This window comes from Streptomyces sp. URMC 127, from assembly GCF_051386535.1.
Classification (GTDB): Bacteria; Actinomycetota; Actinomycetes; order Streptomycetales; family Streptomycetaceae; genus Streptomyces.
Genome location: NZ_JBPQTW010000040.1, coordinates 1 through 18,396 on the forward strand (window position 1 = coordinate 1; position 18,396 = coordinate 18,396).

Consider the following 18,396-nt stretch of genomic DNA (forward strand, 5'->3'; position numbering starts at 1 on the left):
AGGCGCGGGGGCCGGAGGCGCGGGAGCAGGCGGCGCCGGGGGTGCCGGCGGCGGCGTGTTACGGCACTTCAGCCACACTTCCGCCGCTGCCACCGTGAGCACCTGCGCCGTGACGTCCAGGCATCCCTGACCGTTGTCGGTCACTTCCGCCTGCGCGGCACCTCCCAGGGCGTTCACCTTGGCGTGCGTGGGCGGGTGGGGCGGCAGCAGACCCGGCAGGCGGTGCAGGACCGCGTTCACCGTCGTGTTGCCCACTACGGCATGCGCACCGCCGTCGTCCGCCGCCGCCTCGCCCGTCACTGTGAGCACCGCAGCCGTGGCCAGCATCACCGCGTACCCTGATCTCCGCCACCCCGTCACGCGGAACAGCGTGCACGTCCCCCGGTGCAGCCGTCCCGTACCCCCCTGAGATTCCTCCGATAGACGGAAAACAACGCCGGTCCCTCGCGGAGCTCGCCTGGCACTTCGCCGCAACACCACATGTCGTGCGGCCGACAGGCAACGGTACCGAGGCATGGCGCGAGCGTCTCGTGATCTAGCCTCTGTGCATGCGTATCGACGACATCTCCTCCTGGCTTGACGAACACGGCGCGGACGCGGGGCCGGTGTCGCTGTCAGCCGGGTTCGATGCGTACCTCTGCTCGCTTCCGTGGGCCGGTTCGGGCATCGACTGGCGGGAGATCCCGCATCGCTCGCTCACACTGGACGGCGTCTCGGACGACGAGGCGGTGGAATGGGCCCGGCAGACGCCCATGGCCCTGCACGAACACGTGCTGCTGATCGATTCGGCATCCGAACCGGGGGTGATATGCCGCTTCGAGGACGCCGTGAGGGACTTCGAGCTGCTGTCCGGCCGTCCCGAGCTCTACATGTGCGGGGTGGAACTCGCAGGAGCCGACGTGCGCCCGGCCTTCGACCACTTCATCGAGCGGCGGTCCTTCATGACCCTCAACGCGCGTATCTGAACGCCGCCTCCGTCATCCCGCCGGTCTCCCTGAACAAGCCCTGGCCTCGTCCTGGACGTTCAGCACGTACCACTGCCTGACGGACTTACCCCGCAGGTAGAGGCTCTCTCCCCTGCCGACAGGGCGTGCGTACTGCTTGAGCGGGGCGCCGTTGGGGAGGGTGAGCTCCGCTTCCTCGGTCAGGAGGACTTCGCCGGCGGTCATACGGCAGTGGTGCAACCGGTCCCTGCGACCGCCGGCACCACCGCCGAGCATGAGGATCTCATCGTCCCGGACGGCCATGCCCACGGGGCTGCGCACGGCGTTCTTCCGCAGGCGGACGTGCCCGTCGGCGCGCACTTCGAGAAGGGGGAACGTGGGGTAGTAGGTGGCCCAGGCCACGGTGTCCGCGACGTTGAAGGCGTAGACGGTGTCGATGTATTCGACGCCCTGCGGGGCCGTGTAGCCCCACAGGCGGTTGCCCCCGCTGTCCCAGCGGACCAGGCCCGCGGCGCTGATGGGGTCGGCGTAGACCCCTTCGTCGAAATAGGCGCTCCACAGGTTGTTCCGCCGGTCCGCCATCATGAACTCGATCGCACGCCCCATGGCGAAACCGCGCCGCCGCCGGCCGTCACGGCCGTATATCTGCGCGTTCCGCTCTCCCACGGCCCCGTGGCTCTGCAGCACCAGCCGGCCGTTGGGCAAGGCGTCCAGGTTCCGCGGCAACAGCGTCACGCCGTGCAGGACACGTTCCTGTACGTCTCCCGCGTCGCTGATCACGACCAGCGCGTCGTACGGGTAGCCCCGGGGCCGCGGCCACGCCTTTCCGTACGGGTTCGGTACGAGCTCCGCGTCAGGGCAGAGCAGCCAGAGGGCTCTGCCCCACGCGTCCACCGTGGTGGCCAGGACCTTCCGGTCGTCGTAATGCCGAGGCAACAGTGCGTAGGGACGCAGTGCCACCTTCTTCAAGAAATCACCTCACGGGCGAAGGTACGTAACGACTCATCATCGCAAACGCTCCCCTATGAGAATCGCTCCGGGTCCCCGTGTCCGGTACGGGTTGACTCTGCATATGTCAGCTCTAAGCTGCATCACGCTTCGCATAGGTCAGCGTGACCTTGCATCGAGGGGTGGGGTTAGCCGGACGTGAAGCATGCGTTAGAGGTCCTGCCTGGTGGTTCTGCGGGTCCGCCGGTGACCGGTTTTGAGGTCGCGTACGTCGCCCCGGACGGTTCGGAGTTGCGGCGCCCGCTGGCGGACGCGTGGGCGGTGCCGTTCGAGCTCGCCCTTCCCGTACGCGCCTTCGCGTCGTACCGCCGGCAGCGGAACCTGCCGGGCCTGTGGTGGTCGGCGACGACGGGCCGGCACATCGGCTACGAGTCCTGGCTGGAGCGCGATCAGGTGATGCTGCTGGACTTCGACCCGGCGGTGGTCGGTATCGCCTCGCAGCCCTTCTGGCTGTTCTGGTCAGGGGCGAACGGCCGGGCCGTCTCGCACGCGCCGGACTACTTCGCGCGTCGCGATGACGGGACGGCGGTGGTCATCGACTGCCGCCCGGCCGAACGCCGTCGTCCGCGGGATGTGGCGAAGTTCGAGGCGACGGAGGCGGCCTGCGCGAAGGTGGGGTGGGAGTTCCGGCTGCTGAGCGCCCCGGATGCGGTCGTGGTCCGCAACGTTCGGTGGCTGGCGGGCTACCGGCACCCGCGGCACCGGCTGGAGCCGGCGGCCTCGGTGCTGCGGGAGGTGTTCGCCGAGCCGGTGGCGCTGATGGACGGCGCCGCGGCGGCGGGTGAGCCGATGGCGGTGCTGCCGGTGCTGTTCCACCTGCTGTGGTCGCACGAGCTGGCAGTGGATGCCTCGCTGCCCCTGCACAGCAGTTCGCTGGTCTCGTTGGGGGTGAGCCGGTGACGGCGGGCGGCGGCTCGGTGCTGCGGCCGGGTGACTGGGTGACCTTCGACGGCGACGACCATCAGGTGGTGGCGCTGGCCGGGACGGCGGTGCGGCTGCGGTCGGCCGGCGGGGCGGAGTCGGTGGTGCTGGCCTCGTATTTGATGGCGGCGCCGGACTTCGCTGTTACCGGCGTCGAGCCGCTGCCGGAGATGGAGCCGGCCGGGCTGCTGGAGACGCTGCCGGAGCCGGCGCGGGCGGCGGCGGTGGAGTGGCAGCGGCACGTGGTGGAGGTGGAGACCGGGCTGCCGCCCGGCGCCGAGCCGGGCACGGCCGCCCGGAGCGAGTACGACCCGGCCGCGCGGACCGTGGTGGAGCGGGCCCAGGCGAAGGCCGACGAACTCGGCGTGAGCCTGCGCACGGTGATGGACAAGCGGTCCCGCTACTCCCGGCAAGGGTTATGGGGACTGGTCGATCAGCGGCTGGTGCGGGTACGGGAGGCCACCGGGCGGGTGGATGCGCGGGTGGTGGCAGCAGTCCGCCAGGTGCTGGATGACCAGACGCAGGTCTCGACGGGGACGCGGTCGCGCGTGATCCGGCGGGCGGTGAAGCTGGTGGAGGCCACCCACGGGGAAGGGGTGGTGCCCCTGCCGAGCCGGAACACCTTTTACCGTCTCATCGATGCGCTCTCCACGGGGCGGCACACCTTCGGCTCAGCCCTCACGCGGCGGCAGACGGCGAATCGGCCGGCGGGCCCATTCACGCCGACGTTCGCGGACCGGCCGGGCGAGCAGGTGCAGATCGACTCCACCCCGCTCGACGTGATGGTGGTCCTGGACTCGGGGGTGACCGCCCGCGCCGATCTGACGATCGCGGTCGACGTCGCTACCCGCACGGTCTGCGCGGCGGTGCTGCGGCCGGTGGGCACCAAGGCGGTGGACGCCGCGCTGCTGCTGGCACGGATGCTGGTCCCGGAGCCGATGCGGCCGGGCTGGTCCACCTCGCTGCGGATGGCGGCCTCGCGGATGCCGCACCGGAAGCTGCTCGACATCGACGCGCGGATGGAGCAGGCCGCCGCGAAACCGGTGATCGTTCCGGACACCGTGGTCATCGACGGCGGGAAGGTGTTCATCTCCGACACCTTCATCCGGGCCTGCGAACGCCTCGGCATCTCCGTCCAGCGCGCCCGCCCGCGCACGCCGACGGACAAGGCGATCGTGGAAGCCACCTTCTCGGCGGTCAACACGCTGTTCTGCCAGCACCTGGCCGGTTACACCGGCCGGGACGTGACCCGCCGCGGCGAGCGCGTCGAACAGGCCGCCGTCTGGACGATCCCCGAACTCCAGGACCTGCTGGAGGAGTGGCTGCTGGCCGGGTGGCAGATGCGGCCGCACGACGCGCTGCGCGACCCGTTCCGTCCGGGGAAGGCGATGTCGCCGAACGACAAGTACGCCTCCCTGGTCGCGGCGGCCGGCTACCTGCCGCTGGTGCTGCGCGGGGAGGACTACCTGGAGCTGTTGCCGGTGGCCTGGCGGGCCATCAACGACTACGGCATCCGCATCGGCCACCGCACCTACGACGCGCCCGAGCTCGGGCCGTGGCGGCGCCAGCACGCCGGCCACGCGGCCAAGCGCGGGCTCTGGGAGGTGCACTACGACCCCTACGACCTCTCCCGCGTCTTCGTCCGCACCACCAGCGGCTGGATCACCGCGCCCTGGGTGCACCTGCCCCTGGTGAACGCACCCTTCGCGGACTTCACCTGGGACCACGCCCGCCGCCTGGCCGCCGCGGCCGGCCTGGACGACACCAACGAGACCGCCGTCGCCCGCGTCCTGGACGCGCTGCTGACCCGCGCCGAGCACGGGCCGGACCTCCGCTCCGCGCGGGTCATCGGCCGCACCCGCACCGTCGCCGCTCTCCCGGCGCCCACTGCTACGCCCGAGACCGAGAACACGCCTGACCCCGAGCCGGACTCCGCGGCGGCACCGTCCGCGGAGGTGGTGCCCTTCGGGGTCTTCGACGCCCACGCCGAAGCCGAAAGGTGGCTATGAGCACGCCCGCGACCGCGACGCCGCAGCCAGAATCCGGCGAGCAGGCCCCGCCGGACTCCCCGCTGACGACCAAGGAGGGCTGGCGCCGCTACGTCGAGCACGAGAGCGTCCCGCCGAAGCTGCTGACCGCCGCCGAGCGGGCCGCGCTGACCGGGCGGGAACGCGCCCGGGCTGACGAGGTGCGGCGGGAGTATCACGCGGACCTGCCGCTGGTGAACACCCCGACGATCCGGAAGGTGATCTCCACCTCCCGGCTGCTGATCCAGCTCAACCGCCACCAGGTCTCCGCCCGCCGCGGCGTGATCCTCTCCGGTGCCTCCGGCACGGGCAAGACGACCGCGCTCACCCAGCTCGGCCGCGCGCACGAGCTGGCCACCCGCAAGCGCCACCCGCACGACCGTGCCCGTCTGCCGGTCATCTACGTCACCGTCCCGCCCGCGGCCACCCCGAAGATGCTCGCGATGGAGTTCGCCCGGTTCTTCGGGCTGACCTTCCCGGCCCGGGCCACCCACACCGACGTCGTCGACGCCGTCTGCGCCACCGCCGCACACGTCCACGTCGACCTGGTCCTGGTGGACGAGCTGCACAACCTCAACCTCGGCAGCCGGGCGGGGGCGGAAGCCTCCGACCAGCTGAAGTACTTCGCCGAGCGGCTGCCCGCCACATTCGCCTACGCGGGCATCGACATCGAGAGCCAGGGCTTGTTCGCCGGAACCCGGGGCCGACAGATCGCCGGACGGTTCGTCGTCATCCCCGCCGCCCCGTTCTCCTACGCCACCACCGCCGACAAGGACGCGTGGGCCGGCCTGGTCGGCACGCTGGAGTCCATGCTCCGCCTCCACGAGCACGCGCCGGGCACGCTCACCGCGATGAGCGACTACCTCTTCCACCGCACCGGAGGCATGATCGGCAGCCTGTCCCAGCTCATCCGCGGCGCCGCCGTGCTGGCCATCGAGGACGGCAGCGAGCGGATCAGCGAAGAGCTGCTGGAGATCGTCCCCGTCGACTTCGCCGCCGAGCAGTCCGAACAGCTCACCGCCCCGGCCAAGGCGACCGGACGGCGGAGGCGCGCGGCCTGATGCTCCACACGCTTCCCGACCCCGTCCCGCCCGCCCGGCACGAAATCCCCCCGTCCTACATCAGCCGCCTGGCCACCCTCCACGGCCTGGACATCAACGGCCTGTGGTTACAAGTCACCCGGCCCGCTCACCCCGGAGCCGGCCGCCGCGTCGTCGTCCCCGAACGGCTCGCCGCGCTGACCGGCCGCAGCGTCCACGCCCTGGCCGGGGCCATGCCGGAACTACGTGACCCGCCACCCGACTGGCAGATGTTCCGCCACCAGCCGCAGACCGGCTGCCACCTCTGCGACGTCCGCCATCCCGGCGGCCCGGTGGTCCGGCTCCTTCCCCACCACACCTACGTCTGCCTGCGCCACGGTCGGTGGATCGGCCCGCCCGACATCGACCACCCCGCCGTCGATCTCGCCCGGCTCCCGGACGTCATCGACGCCCAGCGACGCCACCTGCTCGTCCTGCGGCGCTACGGCTGGGCCGCCACCTACGACGCGGTGCTGACCGCCCTCATGATCTGCGCGCATATCTGGTCCGTGGACGGGCGACCGGAGCCGTTCGGCGTCTGGGACACCTGGGACGACCGCCTCGACCTGCTGATCCCCTTCGACCGGGAGAAGCAGGACTACGTCGACTACAGCACCTCCCGGTTGTTCGCCGCGGTCTATCCCGAAGCCGTCACCCTCGCCCCGCTGATCGCCTCGTCCTACTGGCGCCGGATGGCCGACGGCTCCGAAGCCGAGCAGGCCCGGTTCTTCGCGGAGGTCGCCAGACGCGTCACCTATCCCTACAGCCCGCCCGACCGCGGCGGCGACGCCATCGGGCACTGGGCGCTCGCCGACTCCTGGCGGCCACCCAGCCGGCCGCTGACCACCTACACGCCCGGCCGCGTCCGCGGCACCCTCCCCGGCCTCGCCGCGAACCGGCTCGCCCGGCACGAGAAGAGCGCGATGTGGTTCAGCCGCCGCAGCCGCAAGGACCAGGGCAGCACGCTCCTCTTCCACGGCCACCTCAAGCCCGTCCTCCTCCGCGATCGCGAACCTCGATACGTGAAGTGGGAAGGCACCATCTGGCACAGCACCCGCACTGACGACCTCATGAAGCAAGAGGTCGCGAGGAAGCGCCGGGAACTCGAAGGAACAGCCCCTCGCCCTCCGCCCCCGCGCCGGAACTGGTCGACAACGGCGCCGCAGCTGCCGTCTCGTGTCCACCGACGCATTGACGACGGTGTGGGGCCGGGTCGGTGGTGGCAACACCGGGAGTGGGTGTTCAGATGGGCAGGACGGCTTCAATCGCTGCGGTGATCACCTCCGCCTCGGGGTCCGTCTGCGGCGCGAAACGTGCGGCGACGGCGCCATCGGGGGCGATGAGGAACTTCTCGAAGTTCCAGCGGACCTCGCCGGTGTAGCCGTCGGCGTCGGGGGTGGTGACCAGCTCGTCGTAGAGGGGATGGCGGGTCTCGCCGTGGACGTCGGTCTTCTGCGTCATCGGGAAGGTGGTGCCATAGGTGGCGGAGCAGAAGGCGGCGATCTCCTCGGCGGTGCCGGGTTCCTGTCCCATGAACTGGTTGCAGGGAACGCCCAGGACGGTGAAGCCGCGCGCCGTATAGCGCTGCTGGAGCCTTTCCAGGGCCGCGTACTGCGGGGTCAGACCGCACTGGGAGGCGACGTTGACGATCAGTACGGCTGTTCCTTTGTACTGGGCGAGGTTGGCGGGGCCGCCGGTGAGGGCGTCGATCTGGACATCGAAGACAGACATGTCGTTCCTTACGTGTGCTGGTCGGGGGCTGGGTCAGTGGTGTGCGGCCGGAGCGTGGTCGGGTTGGCGCGGTTCCCGGGTGTCCGGGTACGGCCGAGGGCGGGGATCGTGGTTGATGAGGAGGGTGGCGGCCAAGGCGGCGAGGGTGAGGATGCCGGCGGCCCACCACAGGGCAGTGCTGTAGCCGTGGACGAGGGCTTCGGTGGCCTGGCCGGGGTGATGGCGGGTGTAGGCGGCGGTCGTGGTGGCGGCGATGGTGTTGAGCAGGGCGGTGCCGATCGCGCCGCCGACCTGCTGGGAGGTGTTGACCATGGCCGAGGCGATGCCGGCGTCCCGCGGATCGGCGCCCAGGGTGGCCAAGCTGAAGGCGGGCATCAGGGCGGTGCCCAGGCCCAGGCCGGTGACGAGCATGCCGGGCAGGACGACGGTCCAGTAGGAGCTCTCGGGGGTGATCCGGGTGAGGAGGAGCAGCCCGGCGGCGGCGATGAGGAAGCCGGGGCCCATCACGGCCCGGCTGGGCAGGCGCGGGGCGAGGCGGGGACCGATCCGGGTGGAGGCGATCACCGAGGCGGCGGCGATCGGCAGGAATCCCGCCCCGGCCTGCACCGGGCTGAGTCCCAGAACGCTCTGCAGGTAGTAGGTCAGGAACAGGTACATGCCGAAGTTGCCGATCACGGCCAGGCCCACCGCGAGGTAGGCGCCGCCGCGGTTGCGGTCGGCGAGGACGCGCAGGGGCAGCAGCGGCGAGCACACCCGCCGTTGCAGGACCGCGAACGCGGCCAGCAGAACCACTCCCGCGCCCACCGGAACCAGCGTGCCGGCGGATCTCCAGCCACCGGAGGAAGCATGGGACAGCCCGTAGACGAAGCCGATCAGGCCGCTGGAAGCGAGCAGGACTCCGGGAACGTCGAGCCGCGGGCGGGCCCGGTCCGGGGCCGGGGCCTGCACGGTGCGAAGAGCCCCCGCGGCGGCGATGGCGCCGAAAAAGATGTTGATCAGCAGGGTCCAGCGCCAGTTCAGCGCCTGGGTGAGCACCCCGCCGAGCATCAGGCCGATGGCCGCGCCGCCGCCGGACAGGGCGCCGAAGACGCCGAATGCCTTGGCGCGTTCGGTGGTGTCGGTGAACATCACCGACATCAGCGACAGCACGGCGGGAACCAGCATGGCGCCGAAGACGCCCTGCAGGGCTCGGGCGCCGATCAGCATCCCGGTGTTCAGGGCCGCGCCGCCGAGGGCGGAGGCGGCGGCGAAGCCGATGATGCCGGCCACAAGGGCTCGCTTGTGTCCCCACAGGTCCGCGAGGCGGCCCCCGAGCAGCAGCAGCCCGCCGAAGGCGAGCGAGTAGGCGGTGACGACCCATTGGCGGGTGCCGTCGGAGAAGCGGAGGTCATGCTGGACCGAGGGCAGGGCGATGTTCATGACGGTGACGTCGAGGACGACCATCAGCTGGGCCAGGCAGATGAAGAACAGGGCCTTCCAGCGTCCGGGGTCTGCCGTGGAGGGAGGGGAGGGGGACATGAGGGGCTTCCTTGCGAAAAGGGGAGAAGTGGTGCGGTGCCGCGTTCGGCTCCGCCCACCGTCGCTGCCCCAACCGTTGTTTCCGAAGCCGTACGCTGGAATGTGAAAAGATCCATCACGGGAGAGCGGGGAAGCAATGGTTTCCGGCACCCTTGACGCGGTTGATCGGCGCCTGGTGCGGGAGCTCCAGCGAGACGGGCGGGCGCCGTTCGCCCGCCTCGCCGCTGCTGTCGGCGTCTCGGAACACACCGTCGGCCGCCGCTACCGGCGCCTGCACGCGATGGGCCTGCGCGTCATCGGCGTGCCCGGACGCCACCCCGCGGGAGCGACCCGGTGGCTGCTGCGCGTGAGCTGCACACCCGACGCCTCCGCCAAGATCGCCGATGCCCTGGCCCGGCGCCCCGACACCGCCTGGGTCAGCATCGCCTCCGGTGGCACCGAGCTGCACTGCGCGTTCGCGACCCGTACCACCGGCGAACGCGACGCCCTGCTGCTGCACAAGCTCCCCCAGACCCCCCAGGTCGTCTCCGTCAGCGCTTACTGTCTGCTGCACGCCTTCGACGGCGCCTCCGACGCCTGGCACATCCCCGTCCCCGACGCGCAGGGAAACGAAGACCGGACCACGACGCCCCCGGCGCCGGCGTCCGAGCCCTCCGTGTCGGAGACTGGGCTGGACGCCGTTGACGAACAGCTCATGGCCGAACTGGCCAAGGACGGCCGCGCCACCGTCTCCGAACTCGCCCACGCCACGGACCGCTCCCCCGCCAGCATCACCCGGCGCCTCGACCACCTGCGCTCCACCGCGGCACTGCGCCTCGCCGTCGACTACATCCCGGAATACCTCGGCTACGACATGCAGGTGCGTTTCTGGCTACGCGTGGCCCCCGGACAGCTCGGCACCGTCGGAACCGCCCTGGCCGCCCACCCGGAAATCCCCTTCGCGGCCGTCACCACCGGCGCATCCAACCTGTTCGCGACCGGGCTGTTTCGCGACACCGACGAGCTGTACCAGTACCTGGACCACCGCATCGGCACCCTCCCCGGCGTGCAGTCCATCGAGACCACTCCCATCCTGCGAGAAGTCAAACGCCTGACGTACTACCCCCCCGCCACCCGATGAGCACCGCGTAGCAGCCAGGCGCACACACGCCACTCCGCTGATGCCGCCAGTGCCTGACTCACGCAATCCGCAAGATCGCAATTCACATGCCGTCCCGGCTGTCGGCTCAGTCGGCCTTCGTCACCCAGGTAGTCACTGGGCCCAACCGCAAGGTTGAACAACAACGGACAGGGGCTGTCCAGCGCGGGTTGACCTTGCAGATGTCAGCTATAAGCTGCATCGGGTCTTGCATGGGTCAGCGTGACCTTGCAAGCAGGCGGGGTTAGCCGAACGCGGTGCATGGATTAGAGGTCCTGCCGGGTGATTCCGCTGGGCCACCGGCAGCCGGGTACGAGGTCGCGTACCTCGCTGCGGACGGGTCGGAGTTGCGGCGTCCGCTGGGCGACGTGTCGGCAGTGCGGTTCGAGGACGCACCCCCGGTACGCGCGTTCGCGTCGTACCGGGGGCAGCGGAATCTGCCGGGTCCGTGGTGGTCGGCGAAGGCGGCCGGGTACGAGCCCTGGCTGGAGCGCGACCATGTGATGCTGCTGGATTTCAACCCGGCGGTGGTCGGCATCTCCTCGCAGCCGTTCTGGCTGTTTTGGTCGTCCGCGGACGGTCGGCCGCTGTCGCACGTGCCGGACTTCTTCGCGCGCCGCGGTGACGGGTCGGCCGTGGTGCTGAACTGCCGTACGGCCGAGCGGCGCTGGCCGCGGGACTGGGTAAAGTTCGAGGCGACTGAGGCGGCCTGCGTGGCCGCCGAGGGGCGAGGTACTCCTGCCCATACCACCGCCGTGCCAGCCCGGTGACCGGGCGCACCTCGCGGCCGCGAGGACCTTGCCGGGGCCCGGGCTGCGGTGGGTGACGAACACCGACCCCGCCTATGGTGGTTCAGTCGTCCTCGTACTGGGCGAGGGCTAGGCCGAGACCGAAGAAGGTCGGGGCCCATTCGCCCACAAAGATGCCCCAGCGGTCGGCACGGTCAATGCCGGCTGATTCGCCTTTGACGGAGGCAGCCCAGGACAGGAACGACAGTCCGATGGAGGCCAGGGCCGCGGTGTAAGCGTGTTCGCTGCGCAGCCCGGCTTCATGCAGTTTCTTGATCACGATGTGCTCCCGTGCGTGTCCGGGTATCCCTTTACGCCATGCTGGCCCTCTGCTGGCCAGACGGCGCTGCGGGCTGGGCCGAATGGGTGGATGGGCTTGCTGGGGTCAGCGTTGTCTGCGGCGCTCCGTAGGGCGGGTGCGTCAGGTGCCTGAGACGTCGGCGGGCTGGCCGACGCGGGCCGCCTCGGTCGCTTGCCAGGTGTGCATGGTGTGTTGGTCACTGTCCGACCAGTTCCGGCGGGTACCGGGCGATGACGGGCTCGGGTGCGCCGGGGGTTCGCGCCCGGGACAACGACGGCGACCGAGGCCATACCGGGTACTCGGATCACCCGAGCTAGGCCGGCGCCACCAAGGCACGCACCACGGTCCGTACAAGGCGGCCCCACCTCGTACGGCGCACGCGCCTCTCAGTCGACGGCTGGCCGGGAACCGAAGCGCCGGGCCTTCTCGTGCGCCGTGCTCCGGGCGACGCGCTCCAGCGCGGGAAGTGCTCCCGCCTCGTCCGGGCTGTCCCTCGGCCTTGAAGACGGCCCGCAGCGCGGCGAGGTGTCTGTCCCGCATGTCACAGGCGACACCACCCCAGGCCCGTCCCTGGATGCGACGGCCCGCCCCGACGCGGACCATGGCTGCGGAGACCAGACTTACCCCAGTGCCCGGTCGAGGTTGAACGCGGCACTGATCAGCGCCAGGTGGGTGAAGGCTTGGGGGAAGATCTGTTCGCCGGTGCGGCCGATCTCTTCGGCGAAGAGTCCGAGGTGGTTGCCGTAGGTGAGCATCTTCTCGAAGGCCAGCCGGGCGTCGTCCACCCGGCCGGCGCGGCAGAGGGCCTCGACGTACCAGAAGGAACAGATCGAGAAGGTGCCCTCCTCGCCCCGCAGGCCGTCCGGACTGCGCTGCGGATCGTAGCGGTATACCAGGGAGTCGGACGCCAGGCCCTCGCCCAGGGCGTCGTGGGTGGCCAGCCACTTCGGGTCGGTGGGCGAGATGAACTTGGTCAGCGGCATCATCAGGACGGCGGCGTCGAGGACGTCGTCGCCCTCGTGCTGGATGAACGCCCGCCGCTCCGCTGACCAGCCGCGCTCCATGATCCGCCGGTAGATCGTGTCCCGCGCCCGGATCCAGCGCAGCATGTCCGCCGGCAGGCCGCGGTGGCGGGCGATCCGGATCGCCCGCTCGATCGCGACCCAGCACATCAGTTGTGAGTAGAGGAAGCGCTGGGCCTTCCCGCGGGTCTCCCAGATGCCTTCGTCCGGCTGGTCCCAGTGGTCGCAGACCCAGTCGACCAGCGTGCCGACGGTGTCCCAGTCGTCGCTGGACAGCGGCTCCCCCCATTTGTCGTAGAGGTAGAGGGAGTCGATGAGGGCTCCTTAGATGTCCAGTTGGAGCTGTGTGACGGCGTTGTTGCCGATACGGACGGGTGACGAGCCCAAATGGCCTTCCAGGTGGGGCAGTTCCTCCTCCGGGAGCTCGCTTCCGCCGTCGATCCCGGGCATGATCTGCAGCGGGCCTTCAGCCCCGGCCCCGACCCCGGCTCCAGTGCCGGGTGCGGAGCCGCATCCGGCGCGGATGATCCCGGACAGGAAGCCCACGAACGCCTTGGCCTCGTCGGTGAATCCGAGCCGGAGCAGTGCGTAGATGCAGAACGCGGCGTCCCGCACCCACACATAGCGGTAGTCCCAGTTGCGCTCGCCGCCGATCTGTTCGGGCAGGCTGGTCGTCGGCGCGGCCACGATGGCGCCGGTCGGGGCGTACGTGAGGAGCTTGAGGGTGAGCGCGGAACGGTGAACCGTCTCCCGCCAACGCCCCCGGTAGCGGGAGCGCGAGAGCCACCGGCGCCAGTACCGCACCGTGGCACCGAACATCTCCTCCGCCTCAAGCGGCGTGCGGCCCCGCGGCTCCACTCCCTCGCAGATCCGGTCCAGCGTGAACACCGCCGCCTCGCCCTCCTTCAGCGTGAAGGAGGACCGGGCGTCCGGACCGTCGATCTCGACCGGGACGCTGGACGCCAGACCCAGGCACAGGTCCGGGGACTCGAAGACCGTATGGCCGTTCCGGACGCTCACGGTGCGCGTCTGCCGCCCGTAGTCGAAGCGCGGTGCCACCCGGGCGCTGAACGGCAGCGCCCCGCGGACGCACAGCACCCGGCGGATCAGGCGGTGGCGGTCCGCCTCCCGCGAGTCGTCGACGATCGGCATGAAGTCCTGGATCTCACCGACGCCGTGGTCCGCGAAGAACCGGGTGATCAGGATGTTGGCGTCGGGGAAGTAGAACTGCTTCGTCCGGGCGGGCACCTCCGGGGCGAGTTCGAAGGCCCCGCCGCGGTCCGCGTCTAGGATCGCGGCGAAGACGCTCGGTGCGTCGAAACGCGCGCAGCAGTACCAGTCGATCGTGCCGTTCGTCCCGATGAGCGCGGCCGTACGCATGTCACCGATGAGGCCGTGCTCGGCGATGGGCAGGTAGCGGGGCGCGTCGGCCCTGCTCGGGCGGGGACTCTCGCGGGTCATCCGGCGGCCTCCCCGACACCAGCACCAAAACCGGCACCGGGGGGGACGACCACCGGCAAGGCGGAGCACGGGCCGCTGCTTCGCCGTGCCGGTGCGGCGGGGCGGAGGGGGACGGTCCGGGCGCGCGGGTGTCACGCGCTCCTCCTGCCCTCCGCGATCGCCGCCTCAACCTCTTCCCTGACCCGGTCCGCCGGGTGCCGTACGGGCGTCCCGTACGGCGCGAGCGCCTCGTCCGCCGCCTCCGGGCCGTCCTCGGCGACCTCCGCCACCAAGACCGTGGTGTCCGGCGGCACCTCCTCGGTCAGCAGCTGGAGGGCGACGTTGTCCGCGGTGGCCCGCCGCGCGTCCCGGGCGCCGCCGATGAGACCACCGGCTCCGAAACCGGCCATGACGCCGAGGGGCCCCCGAGGATGCCGACGAGGCCGCCGATCAGCCCGCCTGCGAGGAAGCCCCGAGCGGTGCCGGTGGTGTCGAGGGTGTCGGGGAAGTCGACGGAACCCTGCGCGTCCCGGGCGATCACGGCGGCCCCGCGCAGGGTGAGGGCGCCGTCGGCGTCGGCGCGGCGCAGCCGGTCCAGCGCCTGATGTCCCGTGCCGGCGTCTTCAGCCCGCATGAACAGCACGTTCTCCACACGGTTCATGGACGCCATTGTCGGACCGTGGCACCGCGCCCGCACCTCACGACCGACCCACGCCCTGCCTGGCAACACCCGCGCCTGCCGCATCGCCGCCGCGACAGCGCTCACGCGCACTGGCAGACCACGGAGCCTTTCCGCAGTAATAGGTCACCTCGGATCAGATACGGTTCAGTAAGCGGCCAGTGGGTCGGGGTACGCCCGCACGCCCGCAGGCCGTACGCGACGCCCCGTGGGGTCAGTCGACGGCGTCGTCGATGGGACCGGCCCGACCGTCCGCGAGGGCTCTGACGCCGGGATGGCGGGCCGTGCCGCAGGACGCGATGGGGCCACCGTCCGGGTGCGCCGACCCCGCCCAGCACAGCGACGTCGTCACCCTCGCCGGCACCGAAGGAGCCCTCATTCACGGTGCGGCACCCCCGGACCTGAGCACATGCCGCGCCGGCCCTGCCTTGCAGGGTGAGGTGCCCGTTTTGCGCCGGCATAGGCGATCGCTCAGGCCGGGCGTGCGGAGGCCGTCTCGTGGCGGGCGAGGAGTCCGGAGGCGGTCACCTGCGCCGTGCGGCGCACCAGGTCGGTGAAGTCCATCCGCAGGGCGCCCAGCGCCGGGTCCGAGTCGTAGGCGGCCTGCAGCGCCTCCGGGGGGTGGCTGCACGGCCAGGCCGCCATGGCGGTGAGCACGGTCGTCTCCACCAGTTGGGCCGCGCCCTCGGTGCCGAGTTCGGGGAGGTGCCGCCGGACCAGCTCGATCAGGGCCTGTGTGTTCTGCCAGGCCGCGTGCTTGTGCCGGACGGCGACCTCGGTGGAGATGTTGTGTTCCAGCACCGCGGCCTGTGCGGCGAGCAGGTCGCACAACACTGGCCGCCGTGCCAGGGAGGCGGCCAGGATCTCGGCCAGCCGGTCCCCGCGCTCGCGCGGTGTTCCGTCGCCCGGTCCGGTCGCGCGCTCCACTTCGGCGATCCAGTTCCGCATCTCGGACAGCAAGAGTTCGAGCAGGACTGCCTCGCGCGACTCGAAGTAGCGCAGTACGTTGGATTTGGCCAGCCCTGTCCGGCGGCTCAACTCGTTGAGGCTGAGCTTGGCAACCGGCATCTCCGTCAGCATCACGGCTGCCGTCGACAAGATCTGCCGCCGCCTTTCGAGTCGCTGCTCGGCACTTCGTGCGCGCTGGAATTCCACCCTCACATCGTAACTATCCACCGGTCTCTTAACGCTAGACCGGCGGTCTGTTACGGTTGACCGTGTTAGAGACCAGCAGTCTTTTAGGAGGCAGGGATGTACCGGGTTCCCGATCAACACGGAAAGCTCGCCGTCGTGACCGGCGCGAACAGCGGCACCGGCAAAGAGGCCGCCAAACGCCTGGCCGCAGCCGGAGCACACGTGGTACTCGCCGTGCGCACCCCGGCCAAGGGCGAGCAAGCGCGAGCGGAGATCCTCACCGCCCACCCCGCCGCCCAGGTCGAGGTCCGCCGGCTCGACCTCGCCGACCTCGCTTCGGTCCGCGACTTCGCCGTCAAGCTGATCGCCGACGACAGGCCGCTGGACCTGCTGCTCAACAACGCCGGAGTGGCGAACGTGCCCAGCCGGCACGAAACAGCGGACGGATTCGAGCTGCAACTGGGCAGCAACTTCCTGGGCCCGTTCGCGCTCACGGTCAAGCTGCTGCCGCTGCTCCTGTCGGCCCCCGCACCACGCGTGGCCACGATGAGCAGCCTCGGCGCAGCCACCGGCCGGATCAACTTCGACGACCTCCAGTCCACCCGCCACTACAGCCCCACCAAGGCATACCACCAGTCCAAACTGGCCGATCTGATGATGACCCTGCACCTGGCGGACATCGCAGCCCGCCAGCAGTGGCCGCTGCTGTCGGTCGGCGCACACCCCGGCACCACCCGCACCAACCTGATGACCTCGGGACCTACCCTCGGCGGCGACCGACCCGGTGGGTTCACCTCGCTGGCCGCCAAGATCGTGCCCTCCCAGGGCCCGGAGCAAGGCACGGAACCACTGCTGTACGCGGCAACCAGCCCCGACGTCACACCCGGCGGCTACTTCGGCCCCCGCTGGGTCATGACCGGCCCCCCGAAAGCCACCCGCCCACCGCGCCGAGCCCAGGACAAGACCGTCGCGGCACGCCTGTGGACCGAAGCCGAACACCTCACCGGCATCAGCGTCGCCGACCAGCTCTGACCAGCCCGCCCCGCCACTCACGGCGCCTTGCGGGGCGGTGCGGGTGCGCTGTCCGTTTCGTCCGGCGTAGGCAGAACCATCGGGCAGCGCCGCAAGCGCACATTTCAGTGATCCCGGCACAGCCGGGTACCATGCAATGCATGGAACACGGTGGCGCCAGTAAGGTAATGAGCCAGCTACGCCGAGGTGTGCTGGAGTACTGCGTGCTCGCTCTGCTGCGCGATGGCAGCCGGTACGGCGTCGAGCTGCTGCGTGAGCTGGGGCAGATGGACGTCATGGTCACCAGCGAGGGGACCATCTATCCGCTGCTGTCCCGGCTGCGCCGCGAGTCGCTGGTGGAAACCACCTGGCAGGAATCAAGCAGCGGGCCGCCGCGGCGCTACTACCAGCTGACACCTGCCGGTCATCGCGCGCTTGACGAGTTCACCACCGAGTGGCCCCGCTTCCACGATGCAGTCCAGTACTTCCTCTCCAAGAACGAGGCACCCCAGCCATGACCGTTGACCTGCCCCCCAACCCGATCGCCGAGAAGTACCTCGCCGAGCTGGAACATGCCGCAGCCGACCTGCCGGCGGGCCGACGGGGCGAGCTGCTGGCCGACGTCCGCTCCCACATCGCCGTCGCCAGAGCCGAAGCCCGCACCGGCAACGCACCGGAGGACGGCGATGACCCGGCGGTCCGCGCCATCCTCCGCCAGCTCGGCGACCCTCAGGAGATCGCCGCCGCCGCGCGCGCCGACTTGCCGGCCGCTGACAGCCGGGCAGCGGGCGGCTCCGCGAAAAGGGACACCGTGGCCCTGACCCTGCTGATCGCCGGAGGAGTGCTGTTCTGGCTGATCCCGGTCCTGTCCTGGGTCGCCTGGCTCATCGGCCTGGTGCTGCTGCTCCGCTCCCGCCGCTGGACCGCCAGCGACAAGCTGGCCGGTGTCGCGGGGACCGCTCTCGCCCCTGTGGTCCTCTCAGGGACCGCGCTGTTCGTGTCGATGCCGGGCCCCTTCCTCGTTCTCGCGGTGGTCGCCCTGCTGGCGGTGGTCATCTTCACGACGGTCCACCTCGTCCGGCGGACCCGCCACAGTTGAAGCACATGCCCTGCCGCACGAGAGCAGGGGCTGAGCGAAGCGCCCATGGGGAGGGGGCGGCGGGACCTCGGCTCTGACGCCCACGGGGGGCCGCTTCACTGAATGTGTAGGTCCGCTTTCGCAAGATCTGCACCGCGCCGAACCGGCAGCGCAGCTTCTCTCAGCGGCGGTCGGCAGCATGGCACTTGCCAGGACGGCCCACCGGACTCCACATGCCGCAGGCGTGCAAGGCCGAGCCGTGAGAGGCGATTCGGCGCGGCATCGCGGCGACATGCCGATGCGACCCTGATCGCAAGTCCGGCGGGACGTGGCGGACGGTACGGAAGGCGGTTCACGGCGATTCGCGTACCGCGCGCGGCTACCGCCACAGGATATGCAAGATCCAACGATACGAATCGAGCTCCCACCGCACTTCGCGGTCCTTCATCCCGCAGATCAGCACCACACGCGGATGCAGCGATGAACCTCAACGGACACCCCGCAAGATGGAGGCCGACGAAGCGGGCAAAGGCGAGCGAGCAAGCCCTGTGCGCGGGCGGCTTCAAGCGGATTTCCG

General features: G+C 70.6%; 18 protein-coding genes and 1 pseudogene. 10 read left to right on the forward strand and 9 right to left on the reverse strand.

Annotated elements, in window-relative coordinates:
* The coding region (locus ACSNOH_RS12205) for a hypothetical protein (RefSeq protein WP_436721284.1) at positions 1-327 on the reverse strand (327 nt) is incomplete at its 3' end.
* A 221-nt stretch (positions 328-548) separates the two neighbouring features.
* Between ACSNOH_RS12205 and ACSNOH_RS12210 the strand changes: the two genes are divergently transcribed.
* Complete coding sequence (locus ACSNOH_RS12210) at positions 549-965, forward strand: hypothetical protein (RefSeq protein WP_436721285.1); 417 nt, start codon at positions 549-551, stop codon at positions 963-965.
* A 12-nt stretch (positions 966-977) separates the two neighbouring features.
* On the opposite strand, the gene ACSNOH_RS12215 is transcribed toward ACSNOH_RS12210, so the two are convergent.
* On the reverse strand, positions 978-1,904 hold the full coding sequence (locus tag ACSNOH_RS12215; protein WP_436721310.1) for a hypothetical protein: 927 nt from the start codon (positions 1,902-1,904) through the stop codon (positions 978-980).
* A 234-nt stretch (positions 1,905-2,138) separates the two neighbouring features.
* On the opposite strand from ACSNOH_RS12215, the gene ACSNOH_RS12220 reads away from it, so the two are divergent.
* Genes ACSNOH_RS12220 through ACSNOH_RS12235 form a run of 4 tightly spaced genes read left to right on the forward strand, consistent with a single transcriptional unit; the run spans position 2,139 to position 7,256 of the window.
* Positions 2,139-2,852 (forward strand): TnsA-like heteromeric transposase endonuclease subunit, encoded by a 714-nt coding sequence (locus ACSNOH_RS12220; protein ID WP_436721286.1) that lies wholly within the window; start codon positions 2,139-2,141, stop codon positions 2,850-2,852.
* A complete protein-coding gene (locus ACSNOH_RS12225) occupies positions 2,849-4,882 on the forward strand; it encodes a Mu transposase C-terminal domain-containing protein (protein WP_436721287.1) in 2,034 nt (677 codons plus the stop codon). Before ACSNOH_RS12220 ends, ACSNOH_RS12225 begins: the two co-directional genes overlap by 4 nt.
* Positions 4,879-5,961: a TniB family NTP-binding protein gene (locus ACSNOH_RS12230; RefSeq protein ID WP_436721288.1), complete on the forward strand. Its 1,083-nt coding sequence runs from the start codon at positions 4,879-4,881 to the stop codon at positions 5,959-5,961. The genes ACSNOH_RS12225 and ACSNOH_RS12230 overlap by 4 nt, the downstream gene beginning before the upstream one ends.
* Positions 5,961-7,256 (forward strand): hypothetical protein, encoded by a 1,296-nt coding sequence (locus tag ACSNOH_RS12235; RefSeq protein WP_436721289.1) that lies wholly within the window; start codon positions 5,961-5,963, stop codon positions 7,254-7,256. The genes ACSNOH_RS12230 and ACSNOH_RS12235 overlap by 1 nt, the downstream gene beginning before the upstream one ends.
* On the opposite strand, the gene ACSNOH_RS12240 is transcribed toward ACSNOH_RS12235, so the two are convergent.
* Entirely contained in the window at positions 7,222-7,710 is a 489-nt protein-coding gene (locus tag ACSNOH_RS12240; protein ID WP_436721290.1) for a glutathione peroxidase, read from the reverse strand. The two genes, ACSNOH_RS12235 and ACSNOH_RS12240, sit on opposite strands and share 35 nt — an antisense overlap.
* Positions 7,711-7,743: 33 nt before the next feature.
* The gene (locus ACSNOH_RS12245) at positions 7,744-9,228 is read right to left on the reverse strand and encodes an MFS transporter (RefSeq protein WP_436721291.1); all 1,485 of its coding nucleotides are present in this window, start codon (positions 9,226-9,228) and stop codon (positions 7,744-7,746) included.
* A 136-nt stretch (positions 9,229-9,364) separates the two neighbouring features.
* Between ACSNOH_RS12245 and ACSNOH_RS12250 the strand changes: the two genes are divergently transcribed.
* Together ACSNOH_RS12250 and ACSNOH_RS12255 are read left to right on the forward strand one after the other, a co-directional pair.
* Entirely contained in the window at positions 9,365-10,348 is a 984-nt protein-coding gene (locus ACSNOH_RS12250; RefSeq protein ID WP_436721292.1) for an Lrp/AsnC family transcriptional regulator, read from the forward strand.
* A gap of 386 nt (positions 10,349-10,734) precedes the next feature.
* Positions 10,735-11,136, forward strand: coding sequence for a TnsA-like heteromeric transposase endonuclease subunit (locus ACSNOH_RS12255; RefSeq protein ID WP_436721293.1), 402 nt, complete (start codon positions 10,735-10,737; stop codon positions 11,134-11,136).
* A gap of 82 nt (positions 11,137-11,218) precedes the next feature.
* Here ACSNOH_RS12255 and ACSNOH_RS12260 read toward each other — a convergent pair whose 3' ends face one another.
* The 5 genes and pseudogenes from ACSNOH_RS12260 to ACSNOH_RS12280 all read right to left on the reverse strand — a co-directional run bounded on the left by ACSNOH_RS12260 (position 11,219) and on the right by ACSNOH_RS12280 (position 15,751).
* Entirely contained in the window at positions 11,219-11,437 is a 219-nt protein-coding gene (locus ACSNOH_RS12260; protein WP_436721311.1) for a hypothetical protein, read from the reverse strand.
* Positions 11,438-12,075: 638 nt separating this feature from the next.
* Positions 12,076-13,938: pseudogene (locus ACSNOH_RS12265) on the reverse strand (glycoside hydrolase family 15 protein).
* A gap of 131 nt (positions 13,939-14,069) precedes the next feature.
* Positions 14,070-14,231 carry a hypothetical protein gene (locus ACSNOH_RS12270; RefSeq protein WP_436721294.1) on the reverse strand — a complete coding sequence of 54 codons (162 nt, stop codon included), beginning with the start codon at positions 14,229-14,231 and terminating at the stop codon, positions 14,070-14,072.
* An 8-nt stretch (positions 14,232-14,239) separates the two neighbouring features.
* Positions 14,240-14,578, reverse strand: coding sequence for a hypothetical protein (locus ACSNOH_RS12275; RefSeq protein ID WP_436721295.1), 339 nt, complete (start codon positions 14,576-14,578; stop codon positions 14,240-14,242).
* A 489-nt stretch (positions 14,579-15,067) separates the two neighbouring features.
* Entirely contained in the window at positions 15,068-15,751 is a 684-nt protein-coding gene (locus ACSNOH_RS12280) for a TetR family transcriptional regulator (protein WP_436721296.1), read from the reverse strand.
* Positions 15,752-15,847: 96 nt separating this feature from the next.
* Between ACSNOH_RS12280 and ACSNOH_RS12285 the strand changes: the two genes are divergently transcribed.
* The 3 genes from ACSNOH_RS12285 to ACSNOH_RS12295 all read left to right on the forward strand — a co-directional run bounded on the left by ACSNOH_RS12285 (position 15,848) and on the right by ACSNOH_RS12295 (position 17,840).
* Positions 15,848-16,762 (forward strand): SDR family oxidoreductase, encoded by a 915-nt coding sequence (locus ACSNOH_RS12285; RefSeq protein WP_436721297.1) that lies wholly within the window; start codon positions 15,848-15,850, stop codon positions 16,760-16,762.
* Between the two features lie 140 nt (positions 16,763-16,902).
* Complete coding sequence (locus ACSNOH_RS12290) at positions 16,903-17,259, forward strand: PadR family transcriptional regulator (RefSeq protein ID WP_185944556.1); 357 nt, start codon at positions 16,903-16,905, stop codon at positions 17,257-17,259.
* Complete coding sequence (locus ACSNOH_RS12295; protein WP_436721298.1) at positions 17,256-17,840, forward strand: HAAS signaling domain-containing protein; 585 nt, start codon at positions 17,256-17,258, stop codon at positions 17,838-17,840. The genes ACSNOH_RS12290 and ACSNOH_RS12295 overlap by 4 nt, the downstream gene beginning before the upstream one ends.
* Positions 17,841-18,396 lie beyond the last annotated feature (556 nt).

Excerpts from the sequence above, each read along its gene's own strand:
- ACSNOH_RS12210 (WP_436721285.1), top strand. The coding sequence starts at position 549 with ATGCGTATCGACGACATCTCCTCCTGGCTTGACGAACACGGCGCGGAC.
- ACSNOH_RS12230 (WP_436721288.1), top strand. The coding sequence starts at position 4,879 with ATGAGCACGCCCGCGACCGCGACGCCGCAGCCAGAATCCGGCGAGCAG.
- ACSNOH_RS12235 (WP_436721289.1), top strand. The coding sequence starts at position 5,961 with ATGCTCCACACGCTTCCCGACCCCGTCCCGCCCGCCCGGCACGAAATC.
- ACSNOH_RS12240 (WP_436721290.1), bottom strand. The coding sequence starts at position 7,710 with ATGTCTGTCTTCGATGTCCAGATCGACGCCCTCACCGGCGGCCCCGCC.
- ACSNOH_RS12245 (WP_436721291.1), bottom strand. The coding sequence starts at position 9,228 with ATGTCCCCCTCCCCTCCCTCCACGGCAGACCCCGGACGCTGGAAGGCC.
- ACSNOH_RS12250 (WP_436721292.1), top strand. The coding sequence starts at position 9,365 with ATGGTTTCCGGCACCCTTGACGCGGTTGATCGGCGCCTGGTGCGGGAG.
- ACSNOH_RS12275 (WP_436721295.1), bottom strand. The coding sequence starts at position 14,578 with ATGAACCGTGTGGAGAACGTGCTGTTCATGCGGGCTGAAGACGCCGGC.
- ACSNOH_RS12285 (WP_436721297.1), top strand. The coding sequence starts at position 15,848 with ATGTACCGGGTTCCCGATCAACACGGAAAGCTCGCCGTCGTGACCGGC.
- ACSNOH_RS12290 (WP_185944556.1), top strand. The coding sequence starts at position 16,903 with ATGGAACACGGTGGCGCCAGTAAGGTAATGAGCCAGCTACGCCGAGGT.
- ACSNOH_RS12295 (WP_436721298.1), top strand. The coding sequence starts at position 17,256 with ATGACCGTTGACCTGCCCCCCAACCCGATCGCCGAGAAGTACCTCGCC.